Raw genomic sequence first — 18,926 nt, forward strand, 5'->3', positions numbered from 1 at the left:
CGTCGCGGACCCGGGCCACCTGTCTGGCTGTCTGACAGGTTCACGGGAGCGATCCTGCGGGTTGCGGGCGGTGGCTGTCAAGGCGTTCCGCAAGGAAACATTCACGGGGGGCGGATGTCTGAATACAGACATCCGCACCCGGTGGTGACCAATAGGTCTCGGTCAGGCGTTGAGCGTGCCCGCGGCCAGCAGGCCGAGCAGGCCCACGCCGATGACGACGCGGTAGATCACGAAGGCGTTGAAGGAGTGCTTGGCGACGAACTTCAGCAGCCAGGCGATCGAGGCGTAGGCGACGACGAAGGACACTGTCGTGCCGGCGGCGAGCGGGGCGGCGCCCACGCCCGCACCGAGGGCGTCCTTGAGTTCGTAGATGCCCGCGCCGGTCAGGGCCGGGATGCCGAGGAAGAAGGAGAGGCGGGTGGCGGCGACGCGGTCGAGGTCCAGGACGAGCGCGGTGGACATGGTGGCGCCGGAACGGGAGAAACCGGGGAAGAGCAGGGCGAGGATCTGCGAGCACCCGACCCACATCGCGTCCTTGAACGACGTGTCGTCCTCCCCGCGCTTGTGCCGGCCCATCTGGTCCGCGCACCACATCACGGCCGAGCCGACGATCAGCGATGCGGCCACCACCCACAGCGAGGCCAGCGGCCCCTCGATCAGCGGCTTGGCGGCCAGGCCGACCAGCACGATCGGGACGGTGGCGAAGATGACCCACCATGCGAACTTGTAGTCGTGGTGGTAACGCTCCTCGCGGTGGAGGAGGCCGCGCCCCCAGGCGGAGACGATCCGCTTGATGTCCTTGAAGAAGTACACGAGCACGGCGGCGATGGCGCCGACCTGGATGACGGCGGAGAAACCAACGACGGACTTGTCGTCGACGGGGATGTTCATGAGCCCCTCAGCGATCTTCAGGTGACCGGTGGAGGACACCGGGAGGAACTCGGTCACCCCCTCGACGACTCCGAGGACGACGGCCTGACCGACGGAGATGGCGCTCATGGGATCCAGTTCTGAGGAGTGTTGGTCGACATTGCTGTGGACGGTACGTGCTGTGTCCGGCGCCCTGGCAGGCGTCTAGGCCCACAGGGCGCCGGCGATCGAGACACCCGCGAAGGCGGCGGTGAGGCCCGCCGCCAGGCTCCCCACGACGTTGACGGCGGCGTAGGCGCCGGAGCCGGCCTCGGCCAGCCGCAGCGTCTCGTAGGAGAAGGTCGAGTACGTCGTCAGCGCTCCGCAGAACCCGGTACCCACGAGCAACTGCGCGTGCGGTCCGACCGCCCCTGCGGAGAGAGCGCCCGTGAGCAGCCCGAGGATCAGCGAGCCGGTGACGTTCACCACGAAGGTGCCCCAGGGAAAGACGGAGTCGTGACGGGCCTGCACGGCGCGGTCGGTGAGATAGCGCAGCGGTGCGCCGACCGCGGCCCCCGCGATGACGAGCAGCCAGTTCACAACGACCTCTTCCCCTTCCCGTCCGGGCCCTCGGTGGCGCCGGAGCGCCCCACGTACCGGACGACCTCGCACTCCTCCAGGGTCACGAGCCCCTCGCCGACGAGTTCGTCGAGCTGCGGCAGGAAGGCCCGCACCCGCTCCTCGGTGTCCACGACGACGATCGCCACGGGCAGGTCCTCGCTCAGGGACAGCAGGCGGGAGGTGTGGATGCGGGAGGAGGCGCCGAAGCCCTCGACGCCCCGGAAGACGCTCGCCCCGGCGAGTCCGGCCGCGTGGGCGCGGTGCACGATCTCCGAGTAGAGCGGCCTGTGGTGCCAGGTGTCGTCCTCGCCGATGTAGACGGTGAGCCTGAGGGCCCGGCCGGTGAGTGACGTCATCGCTGCCTCCTGATCAGCACCTGGCGGGCGGCCACCGAGGCGAGCCACACCGCGGCGAGGGCCGCGCACAGCGTCGCGGCGGGATAGACGAGCCCGAGGCCGGCGCGGTGGGCGTCGAGCAGCTTGCGGGTGTCGACGGTGTAGGTGGAGAAGGTGGTGTAGCCGCCCAGCACACCGGTACCGAAGAAGGGGCGTATCAGGCGGTGGGCTGCCCACACCTCGGTGATGAGCACCATGAAGACACCGATCACCGCGCAGCCGGTGACATTGGCCCAGAACGTCGCCCAGGGGAAGCCGCCGGGCGGGGTGGGAAGGGCGAGCGCGAGTCCGTAGCGGGCGCAGGCCCCGACGGCACCGCCGAGCGCGACCACCGTGACGACGGGTGCCTGGGTGCGCCACTCGGACCGCCGCCGCGGGCCGGGGCGGACACGGAGGCTCTCGGCTTCCGCTGTCATGCTGGTACGTCTCCTCCTGAGCCTGCCCCGAACGGGTGATCATGGCCGGGGCACCAGCCTACCGCCGGGTCAGCGGGCGGGGGGCCGCGCGCAGACCGCGACGCCGGGCTCCCAGAGACTACCGAGAACGAGATGGTCCCCGGCCGCGCAGACGCTGGTGATCATGCGGAAGCCGGAGCGGCTGCGGGTGAGGTGCGCCACGGTCCGGCCGGCGTCGTCGAGGGCCATCACCCCGATCGTCCGGCTCGGGCGGTACGGAGCGTGGACGGCGGCCCGCGCGGCGGCGCCGCGCACGGCGCGCGAGGCGCGGTGCAACAGGTCCAGCGGAGGGACCCGGGGACTGGCGAGCGCGACCCACAGCGGGCCGTCGGGGCCCTCGCGCCAGAGGTTGTCCGGCATGCCGGGGAGCGTGGCGAACAGGTCGGCGTGACCGGCGCGCGGGCCGGTGAGGTGGTAGCGGGTGAGCCGGCAGGCGCCGGTCTCGGCGATCACCAGGAACGAGCCGTCCGCGCCGGCCGCCAGGCCGTTGGCGAACTGCAGCCCGTCCAGCAGGACTTCGGGCTCGCCGCCCTCGGGTGGAAGGCGCAGCAGCCGTCCGGTTCCGGTGTGTTCGACGATGTCGCCGATCCACTGTTCGAGTGGGTAGCGGCGGCTGGAGACGGTGAAGCACACAGTGCCGTCCGGCAGGGCGACCACGTTGCTGCAGAAGCGGAGCCGCTCCCCCGCCACCGAGTCCGCGAGGACGCGGACCGTGCGGCCGGAGCCGGTGCCGGGGTCGACGCGCAGCAGGCCGCGCTCCGCGTCGCACACCAGCAGGCCGCCGTCCGGCAGCGGTTCGAGCCCGAGGGGACGGCCGCCGGTTTCGGCCAGTACCTCCACGCGGGCCGTTCGCGGGTCGCCGAGGTGGTGGACGCACAGGATCCGGCCGTCCGCCACTCCGGTCAGCACGCGGCCGTGCGCGTCGGCGACCACGTCCTCGGGGCCGCCCGCACCCAGGGCGACGTAGTGCAGCGGAACGAGTGCCGTGGGTCTGTCCATGTGCGGTGCCCTTCCGTCGGTCGGCCCATCATCTCCGGTCCGCCGCGTGCTCGTCGGCGCCTCGGGGAGCGTCTGGTGCGGTCGGACCCCGTGCGGCGCCGTCGGCCGGTTCGTCCCGGCCCCGGCGCGGCACGGCGGACGTCTGTCACCAGCCCTTCTCGAAGACCCGGGCCACCTCGGCGATGCGGATCTCGTCGCGCCTGTAGTAGGTGCGGCACCAGCCGCGGCGGGTGCGCAGGACGCCGAGCCGGGTGAGGAAGTCGAGATGGGCGAGGGCGGTCCGGCGCGGCACGCCCAGCTTGGCGGCGACGGCGCGCGCGGTGACGCCCCTCTCGGCGAGGTCGCGGCCACGGGGCGCCGGGAAGTGGACCTCGGGGTCCTTGAGCCATTGCAGGATCGTCTGCCGCATCCGGCCCGAGGGGGTTCCCGTCATCCGTCCGCCTCCGTCCCGGCCACCTCGTACGCAGTGTTCCCACTGTGCCGCCGACGAGTCCGCCGCGGCCGGGACTCGGCGGTCGTTGTCCGGTACCGCACCTCCGCACGTGCGGGGCGGTTCCCCATGAGCCGGGACATCGGCGGGCGCCCGGCCGCCCCTTACCGCCGGGCACCTCACCGGGGGTTCAGCGGTGGCTGAACCACGTCATGGTGCAGAGGGCCTTGTCGTCGTGGCCGAGTTCTCGGCGCCGCGGCGGGACCGGCGCCACCGGACACCGCCCGCTACTCATCGCCGAGCCACAGCGTCCGGCATGTTCCTGGCGCGCCCCGGGGCGGAGCCCTGTCTCACAGGCCGGCACCACTGCCTGGGCCCGATCGCGTAGCCCCAGCTCGGCGAAGATGCGGGCCACGTGGGACTTGACCGAAAACGACCGGAGGATCACGGGCACCTTGACCCACGGTCACCGCGTTGGTGCCGGGCGGCAGACCGATCGCCTACCACGTCAGACCGCGCCACGGCACCGACCCGGACGCGTACGCGGGCGCGGCCCGGATCGGCGACCGGGGGATCAGTACGCTCCTCGTCGGCCCGAACAGCGTCGCCCGGACCGTCGTCGGCTCGGCGACCGCCCTCACCCTGATGCTGGCGCCGGTCGCCTCCCTCGGCGTGTTCGACACGGCCGTGCTCAACACCCACGACCGGCGCCGGGATCTCGGCATGCTGGAGTCGATCGGGATGACCCCGCGCCAGGTCACGGTGATGACGGTGACGTCGATGACGGTGCTGGGGTGATCGGATCGGCGCTCGGCATTCCGCCGGGTATCGCCGCCCACGGCTTGGTGGTGCCCCGGATGGCGGCGGGGGTCGACATCACCCTGCCGTCGTGCATGACGGATGTGTGGCACGCGCCGAGCCTTGCGCTGCCGGCCCTCGCGGGCGTTGCGATCGCTGTCATGGGCGCCCTCGTCCCCGCCCGGCGCGCGGCCCGGCTCACCGTCGCCGAGGTGCTGCGCAACGAGTAGGGGCACGGGGAGTCCGCTAGCGGTCAGGATCGAAGAAGCCGTGGCGGGCTCCCCCGGCCTAGCGTGAAGTCACCGACGGGACGACCCGCCGGGCCACGCCTCAGAAGGAGAGACCATGACCGCCGGCCTGCAGACGATCATCTACCCCGTCAAGGACAGGGGCCGGGCGAAGGCCCTGTTCACCGTTCTGCTCGGGGTCGAGCCGTACGTGGACGAGCCCTACTACGTCGGTTTCAAGGTCGAGGGCCAGGACGTCGGCCTGGACCCGAACGGGCATGCCCAGGGCCTGACCGGGCCGGTGCCGTTCTGGCACGTCGCCGATCTGCGGGAGCGGCTCGCGCGTCTGCTGGAGGCGGGCGCCGAGGTGGTTCAGGACGTGCGGGACGTCGGCAACGGCCGGCTGATCGCCTCGGTGAAGGACGCCGACGGCAACCTGATGGGCCTGCTCCAGGACCCGGTCGCCTGAGCACCGGCAGGGCCGTGGCCGATTCGGACCCGCCCGTATCCGCACTAGTTGCACACTCAACGATTGGCCGGATCGGTGCTAACGTGCGGGTATGGCAGTCAAGACGGCCGACGCCCGGCTCGAGGAACGGTGGCGGGACATCCTCGCCGTGCACGCGCGCACGATGTGTGAGATCGACCGGGCCCTGCATCCGCACGGGCTGGGCGCCAGCGACTTCGAGGTGCTGGACATCCTGGCCACCGAGTCGCCCGCCGAGGGCGACCAGTGCCGGGTGCAGAACCTGGTCGGCCGGGTGCATCTCAGCCAGAGCGCACTGTCCCGGCTGATCAGCCGGCTGGAGAAGGACGGCCTGGTCGAGCGCTCGGTGTGCGCGGAGGACCGGCGCGGGGTGTGGGTTGCCCTCACGCCCAGGGGCCGCGCGCTGCACGCCGAGGTACGGCCACTGCAGCGCGCCGCGCTGGAGCGCATGCTGACCGGGCCGGAGCGTCAGATGACCAGTTCGGTCCCGTCGGGCAGCACCTCGACGCCCTCCTCGGCGACATGAGCGCGTGCTGGTGACGCCGGGTCGAGCAGGGGGTTCGTGTTGTCGAGGTGGGTGTAGATCCGGCGTGCGCCGAGATGCCGGGCCAGCGCCGCGAGGCTGCCGTCCGGGCCCGTGACCGGCAGATGGCCCAGGGCGGCCCGCCCGGCGCCGGGCACGGCCGTGCCCGTCTCGTCGGCCGCGTAGATGGTGCCGTCCAGCAGCACGCAGTCCGCCTCGGCGCACAGCTCGTCCAGCTCCTGGCTCCAGGCGCCCACACAGGGCGCGTACACGAGCACTCCCCCGCTGGCCAGGTCCTCGACGCGGTACGCCGTCACCCACGGGCCGGCCGGCTCCGGCGCCTCGGCCGGTACGTGCGCCACATTCCTCGCAGCCACCGGATGAGCGGTGACCACCAGCCCGCCGGCCAGCACGAAGCCGCCGTCGGCCAGGCTGTCCACCCACTCCCAGGGGGCATGGCGGTCCAGGGCGCCACGGACGGGTGCCAGGGCGGAGTGGACCGGTGGGGCGGCGTAGACCTTCAGGCCCGCCGCCCCGCGCAGTCCGGCCAGGCCGGTGACATGCTCGGCCTCGGCGTCGGTGAGCAGGACACCACGCAGCGGCGTGTCGCGGCCGGGGCCGGGCCACAGCGCCGGTGTCGTGGTGAGCTGGGTGCGCAGGTCGGGCGAGGCGTTGAGCAGCCACCAGTCGCGGCCGTTGCCGGTGACGACGGCGCACTCCTGGGTGCGGGAGGGCAGTTCGCCCTCCCGGGCGGCCGCGCACAGCGGGCAGGCGCAGTTCCACTGCGGGAAGCCGCCCCCGGCGGCGGTGCCCAGCAGGACGACTCTCACGACCATCGGCTCCTTCACACCCGCGCGGCTGCCTGTCGCCGGGGATCTTCCCCTCCGGAGCCTGGTGACCACCCCTGGGCAGGGGGCAGTTCCGGCCGTCCTTCACCGAGGCACGGTGGTGCGGGACGGCCCCTGCCTCACCTGGCCAGCAGCGTGCGCACCCCCTGTGACGTCAGGGTCAGGGCGTGGGTGGAGTTGCCGTCGATGGCCAGCGAGATGTCTTCGTCCGGCCACTGGGAGGCCAGGGCACCCAGCGGGATCAGGCGGTAGCGGGAGACGAACGGCAGGAGGTCGGTCATCTCGCCCTCGGTGGTGAAGACGGGGACGACCGGGTCACCTCCCGGCTGTTCGAGCACCGGCAGGGCGACGCTCGCGGCGTCGGCGCCCTCGCCGTCGATCGCGTCGTCCGGCACGGGGACGAGCACGTCGCTGTGGGCGAGGACATCCAGCGCGGTCTCGTCCTCGGCGTTCACCGCCAGCGCGTCGAGCGCCTGCTGGGCGGGCGTCGGCAGGTCGTTGTGTGCGGGTGTCTCCATGGCAGATCCCCTGGTAGCGACGGTGGTACGGGCCACCCGGGAGCGGACCGCACCCGGGCGTGCTCCGCCTCGCGTACCCGGCGGGCAGCGGGCCATGCGTGAGGATCGGAGTGGATGCGGTGGCGGCTCGGGTCCGGTGCCGGCCGGTACGGTGAAGATCGGCCGGTGGTGGTTGACGGGCCCGGCCCGAGGCGAGGCCGGGGCGCGCGAACCGCTCGCAGCCCCGCCTGATCCGCCGGTGCCGGGAGCGGAGCGCCGGTCACGGCCGGAATCCGCCAGCAGGGCGCCCGGTGACCCGGACCAGCGGGCGGTACCGCTCCATGATCTGCAGGGCCTTGACATGGGCGTCGTCGTCCGCGCCGGCGCAGGTCCGCGACCACCCCTCGCTTGGCGGGGGCACCGGGGGCGTCAAGGACGGGGGCCATGACGGGGCTGCCCCGGGGACGGGGAGGGTTCAGCGGTCGAACTCCTCCTGGATGGGGGTCCTCGGCTCCTCCCTCAGGTGCTGGGAGAGGCCGGGCTTTCCTCCGACGCGTGCCTGCTGCGCGGCGGTGCGGTCGAGGCCGGAGTCCGGGTCCACCCGCACCGACCGTGCGACGTCCTCACGGCCCGTGTACCGCTCGGCGGGGATGCCGCGCAGGGCCCTGAGGACCTCACCGGACGCGCCCGCCCGGCGCGCGGCCTCGACCAGGCGCTCCTTGTCGGCGGGGTACGACACGTCCTTCACCGCCGCCAGCACCTCGGGGACGCTGGTGTGTGCCGTGGTCATCCTGGCCTCCTCGGTCGTCCCCGTCGTCGTCGCCGGTGTTCTGTTCGCCTGTGTCCTCGCCCTCGGCCTGGGAAGGGGTGCTGCGGGGCGGCATCTCGGTGTCCGCCTCGTCCGTGTTCCGCTCGCCCTCTGCCTGGGACGGGGTGGCCATGTAGTCGCTCATGGGGCCTCCCGGACGCGTCCCGTGTGTTCCGAGGCCACGGGTACCCGCCGACCGGACGTCCCATGACCCGCACGCATGCGTGAATCCGCCGTCCCGGGACGGGTACCTGGCCAGTCCCGGCGCCCCATCCGGCACCGGGGGAAACACCGACCTCCTGGAGGAGCCATGGCGCGGATCAGCCCTCCCGACCTGCAGAAAGCCCTGTCCGGCGCGGAGTACCCGGCCAACCGGGAGCAGCTCCAGAAAGTTGCCCAGGACAACCACGCGTCCAAGGAGATCACCGAGCGGATCTCGCACCTCGGGAAGAAGGAGTTCCAGAACCCGGCCGAGGTGAGCAAGGCCGTCTTCCACAGCGAATGACCGATCACCGGCGTCCGAGGGCCGGGGCGCCTTGCCCCCGCCCTCGTGCGTGGGTATGCCGTGCGCCGGTCGAGAAGTCCGCCGAGGACAGCGAACACGTTCATCCAGTTGGTCCCCGGTGCAGGGCGCCGTGCCGTTGCTGCGACGTCTCACCGGCAGGACAACGGCACACCGGCGGGGACTTGGACAGGCGCCGCGCCCCCGGCCGGCTGCGCCGTCGCGGTCACTGGCCGTCCCCTCGTGTGCCCGGCCGGCCCCTCACGTGGCGTTGCGCGTGTCGCGCCCGGAGCGGTCCGCGGTGAGGATGGCGAACGAGGGCGGATCGGCAGAGTGGGACACGACGGTGCGGAGGCGGGTATGGCGGTGAACCGTGTCGGTCTGGTGGTGCACGGCGGGCGTGCCGAGGCCGTGACCGCCGCGCAGGCGGTACGCGAGTGGTGCGCGGAGCACGCCGTGCGGTGCGCCGACATCGACGTGTGGCAGGACGGCGCACGGCACAGCGCACGGGAGGAGGTCGACGCGGCGGGCGATCCGGACCTCATCGTCACGCTCGGCGGCGACGGCACCTTCCTGCGCGGCGCCCGGCTGGCGGCCGAGAACGACGCCATGGTCCTCGGCGTGGACCTCGGCCGCGTCGGCTTCCTCACCGAGGTCCCGGCCCCGGCGGTGCGCTCGGCCCTGAACGCGGTGCAGGAGGGGCGGATCACCGTCGAGAGCCGGATGCTCCTCACCATGCGGGCGTCCTGCCGGCTGGAGGTGCCCGCACAGATGGAGGCGCTGCTGCAGTACGGCCGTGGGCCGATGCTGCCACCGCCGCGGGTGCGGGCGGAGTGCGAGGCGGGTGACAACTGGGGTGTCGCGCTGAACGTCACCGCACTGAACGACGTCGTCGTGGAGAAGCTCGCCCGGGACCGGCAGGTCTCCGTCGCCGTCTACCTGGCCGGCCGGCTCCTGGCCTGCTACTCCGCCGACGCGCTGCTGGTGGCCACGCCGACGGGCTCGACCGCGTACAGTTTCGCCGCCGGAGGCCCGGTGGTCTCGCCGCGCGCCGAGGGCCTGGTCTTCACGCCGGTCGCCCCGCACATGGTGTTCAACCGCTCGGTCGTGGCCGCCCCCGACGAGCCCGTCGCGCTGCGCATCCTCGAGCGGTCGGGCCAGGCGGCCGTCAGCGTCGACGGCCAGCTGCGCGGAGTACTGAGCCCCGGCGACTGGATCGGGGTGTACGCCGCGCCGCGCCGACTGAGGGCGGTCCGGCTGGGTCCGATGGACTTCTACGGCCGGCTGCGCGAGCGCATGAACCTCACCGACGCGCCGGCCGCGCTCGCGGACGGGGAGGCCGCTCCCCTGTGGCCGGTGACCACTCCCCGACCGGCCGACCTGGCCCACCTGGCCCTGCCTCCGGCGCCCGAGGACGCGCACCGGCTGTCCTGAGGTTCGGGTCCGCGGGCCTGCCCGCCGGGAGGCAGGGACCCGGGCCGGCTCCGCTCAGTCCGTCGTGGCCGACTGCCGGCGAGGCAGCTTCCAGTTCGGCCGGGGGAAGTGACAGGTGTAGCCGTTGGGGTAGCGCTCCAAGTAGTCCTGGTGCTCGGGTTCCGCCTCCCAGAAGTCGCCCAGGGGCTCCACCTCCGTGACCACCTTCCCCGGCCACAGTCCGCTCGCCTCGACGTCCGCGATCGTGTCGACGGCGATGCGGTGCTGCTCCTCGTCGGCGTAGAAGATGGCGGACCGGTAGCTGCGCCCGAGGTCGTTGCCCTGACGGTCCTTCGTGGTCGGGTCGTGGATCTGGAAGAAGAACTCCAGGACGTCCCGGTAGCTCGTGGCCGTCGGATCGAAGAGGATCTCGATGGCCTCGGCGTGGTCGCCGTGGTTGCGGTAGGTGGCGTTCGGAGTGTCACCGCCGCTGTAGCCGACGCGGGTGGACACCACGCCCGGCTGTTTGCGGATCAGGTCCTGCATGCCCCAGAAACAACCGCCCGCCAGGACGGCCCGCTCGGTTCCCATGGTCATCGGTCACTCCCTGAAGTTCGGACCCGGCCAGGTCGTCGACGTGCCGGTCGGACGGTCACCCAGCCTAATACCGCCCGTGTGCGATCAATGAACGACCGCCGTGCCGCCGCCCGCCTCAGGACGCCCCTCGGCCCTGAGGCGGGACATCGGGAATCCGGCTGCACCAACTTGGTCTAGTCCTCTTGACGGAGCCACACGTCGGCGCTTTGGTATGTACCAACCTCCTCGCACGGCACCACCCCACCCCCCTCCGCACCCGAGGCATCCCCGGGAGAGGTACTGTCATGCACCTGGCAAGACTCGCGGCTTCCGCATGCGCCCTCGCGCTCGCGGCCACCGGCGCCGTCGTCGCTCTCGCATCCCCCGGCAGCGCCGCGGCGAGCAGCGTCTACTCCGTGGCCCCCTATGTCGACATGTCCAACGGTCAGGAAGGACTGCTCGACACCGCCATCACCGGACACCACCTCAAGGCCTACACCGCGGCGTTCGTGCTGGGCGAGGGGTGCACCCAGGTCTGGGGCGACACCCTGCCCGTCGGCAACGACTCCTACACCGACCCCGAGATCGCCCGGGCGAGGTCCGAGGGCGCCTCGGTCATCATCTCCTCCGGCGGGGCCAGCGGTGAGCCGCTGGCCTGGACTTGCTCCACGCAGAGCAGCATCGAAGCGGGTTACCAGGCCCTCGTCGACGACTACGGCGTCACCCGGCTCGACTTCGACGTCGAGGGCGCCGCCGTGGCGGACACCGCTGCCGCGGCCCGCCAGATGCAGGCCATGAAGGACCTCGAAGCGGCCAACCCGGGCCTGCAGTTCTCCATGACCCTTCCGGTACTGACGAGCGGCCTGACCAACGACGGCGTCAACATCCTCAAGGCCGCCAAGAACGCGGGCATCAAGATCGACGTGGTCAACATCATGGCCATGGACTACTACGCCGGCACGGGAACCGAGATGGGCCAGGGCGCGATCGACGCGGCCGAGGCCACACTGGCACAGATGCAGTCCGTGGACTCCGGTTACACCTACGCCAACCTCGGGATCACCCCGATGATCGGCAAGAACGACGACGGTTCCACCTTCACCCCGGCGGACGCTCAGACGGTGGAGAACTTCGCCGCGCGAAACGGCGTCGGGCGGCTGGCGTTCTGGTCCGTCAACCGGGACCAGCCGTGCAGCGGAAGCGCCAACTCGCTGCCCACGTGCAGCGAGATCAGCCAGAGCAGTCTCGCGTTCACGGACGCGTTCGTGCCGTACGAAGGAAACTCGGGCGGTGGTGGTGGCGGCACGACCAGTGACTTCTCCCTGTCCCTGGCGCCGGGTTCCGCTTCGGTCGTACAGGGCGGTTCGGCGACCGCGACCGTCGGCACGGCCGTCACCTCCGGCAGCGCCGAGTCCGTCACTCTCTCCGCGTCCGGCGCGCCCTCCGGTGTCAGCCTCTCCTTCAGCCCCGACTCCGTGACGTCCGGCGGGAATTCGACGCTGACGGCGACGGTCGGCTCGTCCGTGGCCGCGGGCACCTACCCGATCACCGTCACCGGCACGGCCGCCGCCGGCAGCCACAGCGCGACCTACACACTGACCGTCACCGTCGGAGGCGGAGGCGGAGGTGGGGGTTCCCTGGCCAACGCAGGCTTCGAGACGGGCGGTTTGAGCCCCTGGACGTGCACGGGCGGCAGCGCGGTGGTCTCCGCCCCGGTCCACAGCGGCAGTCACGCCCTCCAGGTCACCCCCAGCTCCAGCGGCACCGGCGAGTGCGACCAGACCGTCACCCTGTCCCCCAACCACAGCTACGTGCTCACGGGTTGGGTCCAGGGCCCCTACGCCTATCTCGGGGTGGGCGGCGGCGCCGCGGCCAGTACGTGGTCGAACGACACGAACTGGAACCAGCTGACGGTCCGCTTCACCACGGGCAGCAGCGGCACCGTCACCGTGTACGTCCACGGCTGGTACGGCCAGTCCGACGTCCACGCGGACGACTTCGCCCTCGGCTAGGGCGTGTTTCGAAAGTAGCGTCGTCCGCCCGGAGGGTGGGGTCCGCGGCGTCTGGTGCGGTGCATCGCAAGGCGGAGGGTCGTCCTCGTACCGGGCGTACGTGGACGATCCCGACAACGCGGCGAGGTGCCGCACCAGACGCCGCGGACCAGACGGGACTTTCGAAACACGCCCTGGTGCCCCGACAGGCGGCGTTCTCCCCTTCGCGACGCCCGGCACACTCCCCCACTGCCCGGGGGCGTGGGAGGTGCCCCCACTCGCCGCACCGACCGACAGCACGCGCCGGACGCCGCTCCTCGACGGGCAGACGTCGCCTGCCGGGGCACCAGCTGTTCTGTCCCCCGTCGGCATCTGCCGGGCCGCCCACGGCACTGGTATACGCTCCGGGACATGCCGGACCCCACCGTGTCGTACTTCTCCCCCCGTGAGGGTGTCCGTCTCGCCTACCGGGAAGTGGGCGAGGGCAGGCCCCTGGTCCTGCTGCACGGATTCGCCGGGGACGGCACGCTGTGGCAGCTCAACGGCCAGGCGGAGGCGATCGCGGCAGCCGGTCACCGCGTGATCCTGCCGGACTTCCGGGGGCACGGCAGGAGCGCCAGGCCCCGGGACTCCTCCGCCTGGCCCCCGGACGTCCTGACCGAGGACGGATTCGCTCTCCTCGGCCGTCTGGGGCTGCACGACGGCGACTACGACCTCGGCGGCTATTCGCTCGGCGCCCGGATCGTGGTGAGGATGCTGGTGCGCGGCGCGGCACCCGGCCGGGCCGTGGTCGCGGGCCAGGGCCTGCACGAGGTGCTCGGCACCGGCGGCGGGGCGGGCGCCGCCCTGCGGCCGGTGCTCACCGGATGGGGAACGTTCGAACCGGGATCCCCGGAGGAACGCTCCGAACGGTGGCTCCGGTCGAGCGGCGCGGATCCGGTCGCGCTCCTGCACGTGCTGGACTCGCTCGTCGCCACGCCGGCCGAACCGCTGCGCCGGATCGGCGTGCCGACGCTCGTCGCGACGGGCGCCGACGACCCGCGTGCCGCCTCTGCCGACGAGCTGGTCGAGACACTGCCGCAGGCCACCGGGGCCACGGTCCCCGGTGACCACTGGACGGCGGCCGGCGCGCCGGAACTGGTCGCCGCCATCGTGGACTTCCTGTCCGGACCGCGCTAGTCGCCCTGTCGACGCCGTCTATGGCGCCCCGTACACCGGCCGCGGGGGCTCCGCCTCGGCGAGGAGTCTGCGGGCCGCCTCGCCCGCCTCCGCCGGGGTCCAGCGGGCGCCCCTGTCGGCGGTGGGCCCCGGGCGCCAGCCCTCCATGACGGTGATCCGGCCGCCCTCGGTCTCGAAGACCCGGCCCGTCACCCCCGCACAGCCGGCGGAGCCGAGCCAGACCACGAGCGGGGAGACGTTCTGCGGCGCCATGGCGTCGAAGCCGCCCTCCTCGCGGGCTGCCATGGTCGCCGCGAAGGTCCGCTCGGTCATCCGGGTCCGGGCGGCCGGGGCGATGGCGTTGACCTGGACGCCGTACCGACCCAGTTCGGCGGCGGCGACGAGGGTCAGGCCGACGATCCCGGCCTTGGCGGCGGAGTAGTTGCCCTGCCCGATGCTGCCCGAAAGGCCCGCTCCGGAACTGGTGTTGACCACCCGGGCCGCGGGGCCCCGCCCCGTCTTCGCCTCGGCGCGCCAGTGGGCGGCGGCGTGCCTGAGCGGCAGGAAGTGGCCCTTGAGGTGGACGCGCACGACCGCGTCCCAGGCGTCCTCGTCGAGGTTGACGAGCATGCGGTCGCGCAGGAACCCGGCGTTGTTGACGAGGGTGTCGAGGCGGCCGTAGGCCTCCAGGGCGGTGGCGACGAGCGACGCCGCACCCTCGGAGGTGGCGATGTCGCCCGTATGCGCGACCGCCTCGCCGCCGAGCGCGCGGATCTCGTCGACGACCCGCTGGGCCGGTCCTGCGGTTCCGCCGGTGCCGTCGAGGCCGACGCCGAGGTCGTTCACGACGACCTCGGCTCCCTCGGCCGCGAAGGCGAGGGCATGGGCGCGGCCCAGCCCGCGGCCCGCGCCGGTGACGACGGCGACCCGTCCGGTGCACAGTCCGGTCATGAGTGAAGTCCTTTCGGCAGGTGTCGGGGCGGGCGTCCCGCGTTGACGTTCGCGGCGTCGAGGAACGCGGGGCGCTCCCCCCCGCCGTGGACGTGCAGGCTGGCCCCGCTGATGTAGGCGGCCCGGTCCGAGGCGAGGAAGACGCAGGCGTCGCCGATGTCGGCGGGGGTGGCGAGGCGGCCGAGCGGGACGGTGCGTCCGACGGCGGCGATGCCGTCCTCGTCCCCGTAGTGGAGGTGGGACAGCTCGGTGCGGACCATGCCTGGGACCACGGTGTTGACCCGCACCCGGGGTGCCCATTCCACGGCCATGGTGCGGGCGAGGCTGTCCAGGCCGGCCTTGGCCGCGCCGTATGCCGCCGTGCCCGGTGACGGGCGCGTGCCGCTGACGCTGCCGATCATCAGGACCGATCCGCCGCGGTCCTGACGGTGCATCACCTCGTAGGCGGCGAGCGAGGCGGTGAGCGGTGCGAGGAGGTTCAGCTCCACGATCCGGGCGTGCCGTGCGGTTCCGCCCTCGCCGAGCGGCCGGAAGGGGGTGCCGCCGGCGTTGTTGACGAGGGTGTCGAGGCGGCCGTGCTCGTCTCGGACCCGCTCGAAGAAGGCGCCCACCTCGTCCGGGTCGCGCAGGTCGAGAGGAAGGAAGCGGGCCGTGCGGCCGGCCGCTCGCACGGGCGCGTCCGGGGGCCGTCGCGCGCAGGTCACGACATCCGCGCCGGCCTCCAGGAAGGCCCGGGCGATGCCGGCGCCGACGCCCCGGGTTCCGCCGGTGACGACCGTGACGCGTCCGGTGAGATCGATGACCGCCGGCACAGTGCACCTCCCGCAGCGCGTGTTCCACTGCTACCGTCAAATCTAACAAACGTTTGGTGGAAAGGTAGCTGATCGGCCCATGGGTGTCTCCACCTCCGTCCCGGAAGCCGGGATCGCCGTCGTGACCGTGGACTTCCCGCCCGTCAACGCCCTTCCCGTGCGCGGCTGGTACGAACTCGCCGCGGCCGTCCGCGCGGCCGGCGCCGACCCCGAGGCGCGGTGCGTGGTGCTCGCCGCCGAGGGCCGCGGGTTCAACGCCGGGGTCGACATCAAGGAGATGCAGCGCACGGGCGGGCACGAGGCGCTCATCGGCGCCAACCGCGGCTGCTACGAGGCGTTCGCCGCGGTCTACGACTGCGAGGTTCCGGTGGTGGCCGCCGTACAGGGGTTCTGCCTGGGCGGCGGCGTCGGGCTGGTGGGGAACGCCGACGCGATCGTCGCCGCCGACGACGCCGTCTTCGGCCTGCCCGAGCTGGACCGCGGCGCTCTCGGCGCGGCCACCCATCTGGCCCGGCTGGTGCCCCAGCACCTGATGCGCACCCTGTACTACACCTCGCGCACCGTCACCGCCGAGGAACTGCACCGGCACGGTTCGGTGTGGCGGGTCGTCCCGCGTCCGCGGCTCCACGGGGCGGTCATGGAGCTGGCCGGTGAGATCGCCGCCAAGGACGGATCCCTGATCCGCCTGGCGAAGGCGGCGATCAACGGCATCGACCCGGTCGACGTGCGCCGCAGCTACCGCTTCGAGCAGGGTTTCACCTTCGAGGCCGGTCTCAGCGGTGTCGCCGACCGCGTCCGCGCCGCCTTCGGCACGGAGCGGGGGCGCCGGTCGTGAACAGGGACAAGACGATGAACGCCGAGGAGGTCGTCGGCCGGCTGGCGAGCGGCATGACGGTCGGTATCGGCGGCTGGGGTTCGCGGCGCAAGCCGATGGCGCTGGTGCGGGCGCTGCTGCGCTCGGACGTCACCGATCTGACCGTCGTCTCGTACGGCGGACCGGACGTGGGGCTGCTGGCCGCCGCGGGGAAGATCCGCAGGCTGGTCGCGGCCTTCGCCACACTGGACTCCGTTCCGCTGGAGCCGCACTTCACGGCGGCCCGGCAGCGGGGTGCGCTGGAACTGGTGGAGCTGGACGAGGCCATGGTCATGTGGGGACTGACGGCGGCGGCGCAGCGGCTGCCCTTCATGCCGGTGCGGGCCGGTCTCGGCTCGGACGTCATGAGGGTCAACCCAGTTCTGCGGACGGTGCGTTCGCCGTACGAGGACGGTGAGGAGCTCGTCGCCGTTCCGGCCCTGCGCCTGGATGCCGCGCTGGTGCACCTCAACCGCGCCGACGTGCACGGCAACGCCCAGTACCTCGGTCCCGACCCGTACTTCGACGACTTGTTCTGCGCGGCCGCCGACGCCGCGTACGTCTCCTGCGAGCGGATCGTGGACAGCGCGGACCTGCTCGAGGACGCCGCGCCGCAGACTCTCCTGGTCAAGCGGGCGTTCGTGAAGGGTGTCGTGGAAACCCCGAACGGTGCCCATTTCACCTCCTGCGCCCCCGACCACGACCGTGACGAGGCGTTCCAGAGCGCCTACGCCCGCGCCGCCCGCGACCCGGGGACGTGGCGTGACTTCGCCGACCGTTTCCTGTCCGGTGACGAGGACGCGTACCAGGCCGCGGTGGCTGCGTTCCACGAGGAGGGGACAACATGACAGGTGCGCGAGGCGCCACCTTCGAGGGTGGCGGCGGGCGGCGGGCGGGCACGACCGGTGCGCGTACGACGGTGACACGCGCGGAGTCCTGCGTGGTGGCCTGCGCCGAGGCCTGGCGGGACGCCGGTGAGATCCTGGCAAGTCCGATGGGCACCGTTCCCACGATCGGAGCCCGGTTGGCGAAGCTGACGTTCTCGCCGGATCTGCTGCTCACCGACGGCGAGGCCCTGCTGATGGGTGACGTACCGGCGGTCGGCGCCCGGGCCGAGGTGGTGGAGGGCTGGCTGCCGTTCCGGCAGCACCTGGCCCTGGTGGCGACAGGGCGGCGGCACGTGATGATGGGCGCGAGCCAGATCGACCGGTACGGCAACCAGAACATCTCCTGCATCGGCGCCTGGGACCGCCCGGTCCGCCAGCTGCTGGGGGTGCGCGGCGCCCCCGCCAACACCCTGAACCACCCGACCAGTTACTGGGTGCCGCGGCATTCGAGGCGGGTGTTCGTGGAGCGGGTGGACATGGTCTGCGGCGTCGGACACGACCGTGCCGCCGCGGCAGGTCCCGCCGCGGCCCGGTACCACCACATCGCCTGCGTCGTCAGCGATCTGGGCGTCTTCGACTTCCGGACGCCCGACCGGACGATGCGGCTTCGCTCGCTGCATCCCGGGGTCACGGTCGAGCAGGTGCTCGAGGCCACCGGCTTCCCGCTCACCGTACCGGACGAGGTGCCGCACACCCGGGACCCCGGCGCCGCGGAGCTGCGGCTGATCCGCGAGGTGATCGACCCGCAGGCGCTGCGCGAGCGCGAGGTGCCCGCGTGACCGCCTTCACGATCGCCACCCCGTTGACCAGGCTCGTCGGCGTACGGCACCCCATCGTGCAGACCGGCATGGGCTGGGTGGCCGGGCCCCGCCTGGTGTCGGCCACCGCCGAAGCGGGCGCGCTGGGGATCCTCGCCTCGGCCACCATGACGTCCGGCCAGCTCCGCGCGGCCGTCCGTGAGGTCAAGTCGCGCACCGAGGCGCCCTTCGGGGTCAATCTGCGGGCGGACGCCTCGGACGCGGCCGACCGGGTGCGGGTCGTCATCGAGGAGGGGGTGCGGGTCGCCTCGTTCGCGCTGGCGCCGTCCCGGGAGCTGATCGCCCGGCTCAAGGACGCCGGCGTGGTCGTCATCCCGTCCGTCGGCGCCCGGCGGCACGCCGAGAAGGTCGCCGGGTGGGGCGCGGACGCGGTGGTGGTGCAGGGCGGGGAGGGCGGCGGACACACCGGGCCGGTCGCCACCAGCGTGCTGCTCCCGCAGGTGGTCGACGCGGTGGGTGTCCCGGTCGTCGCGGCCGGCGGCTTCCACGACGGCCGCGGCCTGGTCGCAGCGCTCGCCTACGGCGCCGCCGGGATCGCCATGGGCACCCGCTTCCTGCTCACCTCGGACAGCACCGTGCCCGATGCGGTCAAGGCCCGGTATCTGGCGGCCACGGTGGACGACGTCACCGTCACGACCAAGGTCGACGGACTCCCCCACCGGATGCTGCGCACCGAGCTGGTCGAATCCCTCGAACGCGCCGGCCGGGCGAGGGCGCTGCTGCGCGCCGGGCGGCATGCGGCGTCGTTCCGCGCGCTGTCCGGGACGACCTGGACACGGATGGTCCGCGACGGCCTCGCGTTGAGGCACGGAAGGAAGCTGACGTGGAGTCAGGTCCTGCTGGCCGCCAACACCCCCATGCTGCTCAGGGCCTCGATGGTGGAGGGCCGGACCGACGTCGGCGTGATGGCCTCCGGTCAGGTGGCCGGGGTGATCGACGACCTGCCCTCCTGCGCGGAACTCGTCGAGAGGATCATGACGGAGGCCCGGGCGGCGCTCCGCGGCCTGCCCACGGCCGGCCCGGCCTAG

The 18,926-nt window shown here is 72.7% G+C and carries 24 protein-coding genes; 12 read left to right on the top strand and 12 right to left on the bottom strand.

The window, feature by feature from the left end; all coding sequences use genetic code 11:
- Window positions 1-162: 162 nt before the first annotated feature.
- The 6 genes from AC5WRT_RS12555 to AC5WRT_RS12580 form a co-directional block, all read right to left on the bottom strand.
- Complete coding sequence (locus AC5WRT_RS12555) at window positions 163-999, bottom strand: undecaprenyl-diphosphate phosphatase (protein ID WP_496093105.1); 837 nt, start codon at window positions 997-999, stop codon at window positions 163-165.
- A gap of 75 nt (window positions 1,000-1,074) precedes the next feature.
- Complete coding sequence (gene crcB, locus AC5WRT_RS12560) at window positions 1,075-1,449, bottom strand: fluoride efflux transporter CrcB (RefSeq protein WP_496093104.1); 375 nt, start codon at window positions 1,447-1,449, stop codon at window positions 1,075-1,077.
- Window positions 1,446-1,826, bottom strand: coding sequence for a DUF190 domain-containing protein (locus AC5WRT_RS12565; protein WP_496093103.1), 381 nt, complete (start codon window positions 1,824-1,826; stop codon window positions 1,446-1,448). Before AC5WRT_RS12565 ends, crcB (AC5WRT_RS12560) begins: the two co-directional genes overlap by 4 nt.
- Window positions 1,823-2,281, bottom strand: coding sequence for a fluoride efflux transporter CrcB (crcB, locus tag AC5WRT_RS12570; RefSeq protein WP_496093102.1), 459 nt, complete (start codon window positions 2,279-2,281; stop codon window positions 1,823-1,825). The genes AC5WRT_RS12565 and crcB (AC5WRT_RS12570) overlap by 4 nt, the downstream gene beginning before the upstream one ends.
- Before the next feature lie 69 nt (window positions 2,282-2,350).
- Window positions 2,351-3,319 carry an SMP-30/gluconolactonase/LRE family protein gene (locus tag AC5WRT_RS12575; RefSeq protein WP_496093101.1) on the bottom strand — a complete coding sequence of 323 codons (969 nt, stop codon included), beginning with the start codon at window positions 3,317-3,319 and terminating at the stop codon, window positions 2,351-2,353.
- Between the two features lie 145 nt (window positions 3,320-3,464).
- Entirely contained in the window at window positions 3,465-3,752 is a 288-nt protein-coding gene (locus AC5WRT_RS12580; protein WP_496100228.1) for a helix-turn-helix domain-containing protein, read from the bottom strand.
- Between the two features lie 474 nt (window positions 3,753-4,226).
- Between AC5WRT_RS12580 and AC5WRT_RS12585 the strand changes: the two genes are divergently transcribed.
- From AC5WRT_RS12585 to AC5WRT_RS12600, 4 genes are all read left to right on the top strand, one after another.
- On the top strand, window positions 4,227-4,547 hold the full coding sequence (locus tag AC5WRT_RS12585) for a hypothetical protein (protein ID WP_496093099.1): 321 nt from the start codon (window positions 4,227-4,229) through the stop codon (window positions 4,545-4,547).
- Entirely contained in the window at window positions 4,544-4,777 is a 234-nt protein-coding gene (locus AC5WRT_RS12590; protein WP_496093098.1) for a hypothetical protein, read from the top strand. Before AC5WRT_RS12585 ends, AC5WRT_RS12590 begins: the two co-directional genes overlap by 4 nt.
- A 115-nt stretch (window positions 4,778-4,892) precedes the next feature.
- Window positions 4,893-5,243 carry a VOC family protein gene (locus AC5WRT_RS12595; protein ID WP_496093097.1) on the top strand — a complete coding sequence of 117 codons (351 nt, stop codon included), beginning with the start codon at window positions 4,893-4,895 and terminating at the stop codon, window positions 5,241-5,243.
- Window positions 5,244-5,334: 91 nt separating this feature from the next.
- Window positions 5,335-5,787, top strand: a complete 453-nt coding sequence (locus tag AC5WRT_RS12600) for a MarR family winged helix-turn-helix transcriptional regulator (protein WP_496093096.1) — start codon at window positions 5,335-5,337, stop codon at window positions 5,785-5,787.
- Here AC5WRT_RS12600 and pqqB read toward each other — a convergent pair.
- From pqqB to AC5WRT_RS12615, 3 genes are all read right to left on the bottom strand, one after another.
- A complete protein-coding gene (pqqB, locus tag AC5WRT_RS12605; RefSeq protein ID WP_496093095.1) occupies window positions 5,730-6,620 on the bottom strand; it encodes a pyrroloquinoline quinone biosynthesis protein PqqB in 891 nt (296 codons plus the stop codon). The two genes, AC5WRT_RS12600 and pqqB, sit on opposite strands and share 58 nt — an antisense overlap.
- 131 nt (window positions 6,621-6,751) lie before the next feature.
- Window positions 6,752-7,150, bottom strand: coding sequence for an SseB family protein (locus AC5WRT_RS12610; protein WP_496100229.1), 399 nt, complete (start codon window positions 7,148-7,150; stop codon window positions 6,752-6,754).
- Between the two features lie 454 nt (window positions 7,151-7,604).
- Window positions 7,605-7,919, bottom strand: a complete 315-nt coding sequence (locus AC5WRT_RS12615; protein ID WP_496093093.1) for a DUF2795 domain-containing protein — start codon at window positions 7,917-7,919, stop codon at window positions 7,605-7,607.
- 328 nt (window positions 7,920-8,247) lie between these two features.
- Between AC5WRT_RS12615 and AC5WRT_RS12620 the strand changes: the two genes are divergently transcribed.
- Both AC5WRT_RS12620 and AC5WRT_RS12625 read left to right on the top strand, forming a co-directional pair.
- Window positions 8,248-8,442 (top strand): DUF2795 domain-containing protein, encoded by a 195-nt coding sequence (locus AC5WRT_RS12620; protein WP_496093092.1) that lies wholly within the window; start codon window positions 8,248-8,250, stop codon window positions 8,440-8,442.
- Between the two features lie 357 nt (window positions 8,443-8,799).
- Window positions 8,800-9,873: an NAD(+)/NADH kinase gene (locus tag AC5WRT_RS12625; RefSeq protein ID WP_496100230.1), complete on the top strand. Its 1,074-nt coding sequence runs from the start codon at window positions 8,800-8,802 to the stop codon at window positions 9,871-9,873.
- Between the two features lie 54 nt (window positions 9,874-9,927).
- Here AC5WRT_RS12625 and msrA read toward each other — a convergent pair whose 3' ends face one another.
- Window positions 9,928-10,449, bottom strand: coding sequence for a peptide-methionine (S)-S-oxide reductase MsrA (gene msrA / locus AC5WRT_RS12630; protein ID WP_496093090.1), 522 nt, complete (start codon window positions 10,447-10,449; stop codon window positions 9,928-9,930).
- Between the two features lie 284 nt (window positions 10,450-10,733).
- On the opposite strand from msrA, the gene AC5WRT_RS12635 reads away from it, so the two are divergent.
- Window positions 10,734-12,440 carry a carbohydrate binding domain-containing protein gene (locus AC5WRT_RS12635; RefSeq protein WP_496100231.1) on the top strand — a complete coding sequence of 569 codons (1,707 nt, stop codon included), beginning with the start codon at window positions 10,734-10,736 and terminating at the stop codon, window positions 12,438-12,440.
- 390 nt (window positions 12,441-12,830) lie between these two features.
- On the top strand, window positions 12,831-13,598 hold the full coding sequence (locus tag AC5WRT_RS12640; RefSeq protein WP_496098863.1) for an alpha/beta fold hydrolase: 768 nt from the start codon (window positions 12,831-12,833) through the stop codon (window positions 13,596-13,598).
- An 18-nt stretch (window positions 13,599-13,616) separates the two neighbouring features.
- Here the strand turns inward: AC5WRT_RS12640 and AC5WRT_RS12645 are convergent, their stop codons facing one another.
- Together AC5WRT_RS12645 and AC5WRT_RS12650 are read right to left on the bottom strand one after the other, a co-directional pair.
- Window positions 13,617-14,528 (bottom strand): SDR family oxidoreductase, encoded by a 912-nt coding sequence (locus AC5WRT_RS12645; RefSeq protein ID WP_496098862.1) that lies wholly within the window; start codon window positions 14,526-14,528, stop codon window positions 13,617-13,619.
- Window positions 14,525-15,340, bottom strand: coding sequence for an SDR family oxidoreductase (locus tag AC5WRT_RS12650; RefSeq protein ID WP_496098861.1), 816 nt, complete (start codon window positions 15,338-15,340; stop codon window positions 14,525-14,527). Before AC5WRT_RS12650 ends, AC5WRT_RS12645 begins: the two co-directional genes overlap by 4 nt.
- 79 nt (window positions 15,341-15,419) lie before the next feature.
- Here AC5WRT_RS12650 and AC5WRT_RS12655 point away from each other — a divergent pair, with 79 nt between their 5' ends.
- From AC5WRT_RS12655 to AC5WRT_RS12670, 4 genes are read left to right on the top strand one after another with little or no spacing between them, the layout of a single operon-like run.
- The gene (locus AC5WRT_RS12655; RefSeq protein WP_496098860.1) at window positions 15,420-16,175 is read left to right on the top strand and encodes an enoyl-CoA hydratase family protein; all 756 of its coding nucleotides are present in this window, start codon (window positions 15,420-15,422) and stop codon (window positions 16,173-16,175) included.
- A gap of 14 nt (window positions 16,176-16,189) precedes the next feature.
- On the top strand, window positions 16,190-17,041 hold the full coding sequence (locus tag AC5WRT_RS12660) for a CoA transferase subunit A (protein WP_496098865.1): 852 nt from the start codon (window positions 16,190-16,192) through the stop codon (window positions 17,039-17,041).
- Window positions 17,038-17,859: a CoA-transferase subunit beta gene (locus AC5WRT_RS12665; RefSeq protein WP_496098859.1), complete on the top strand. Its 822-nt coding sequence runs from the start codon at window positions 17,038-17,040 to the stop codon at window positions 17,857-17,859. Before AC5WRT_RS12660 ends, AC5WRT_RS12665 begins: the two co-directional genes overlap by 4 nt.
- An 11-nt stretch (window positions 17,860-17,870) precedes the next feature.
- Window positions 17,871-18,926 carry an NAD(P)H-dependent flavin oxidoreductase gene (locus tag AC5WRT_RS12670; RefSeq protein ID WP_496100233.1) on the top strand — a complete coding sequence of 352 codons (1,056 nt, stop codon included), beginning with the start codon at window positions 17,871-17,873 and terminating at the stop codon, window positions 18,924-18,926.

The sequence above is a fragment of the Streptomyces sp. NTD91 genome (assembly GCF_059510455.1).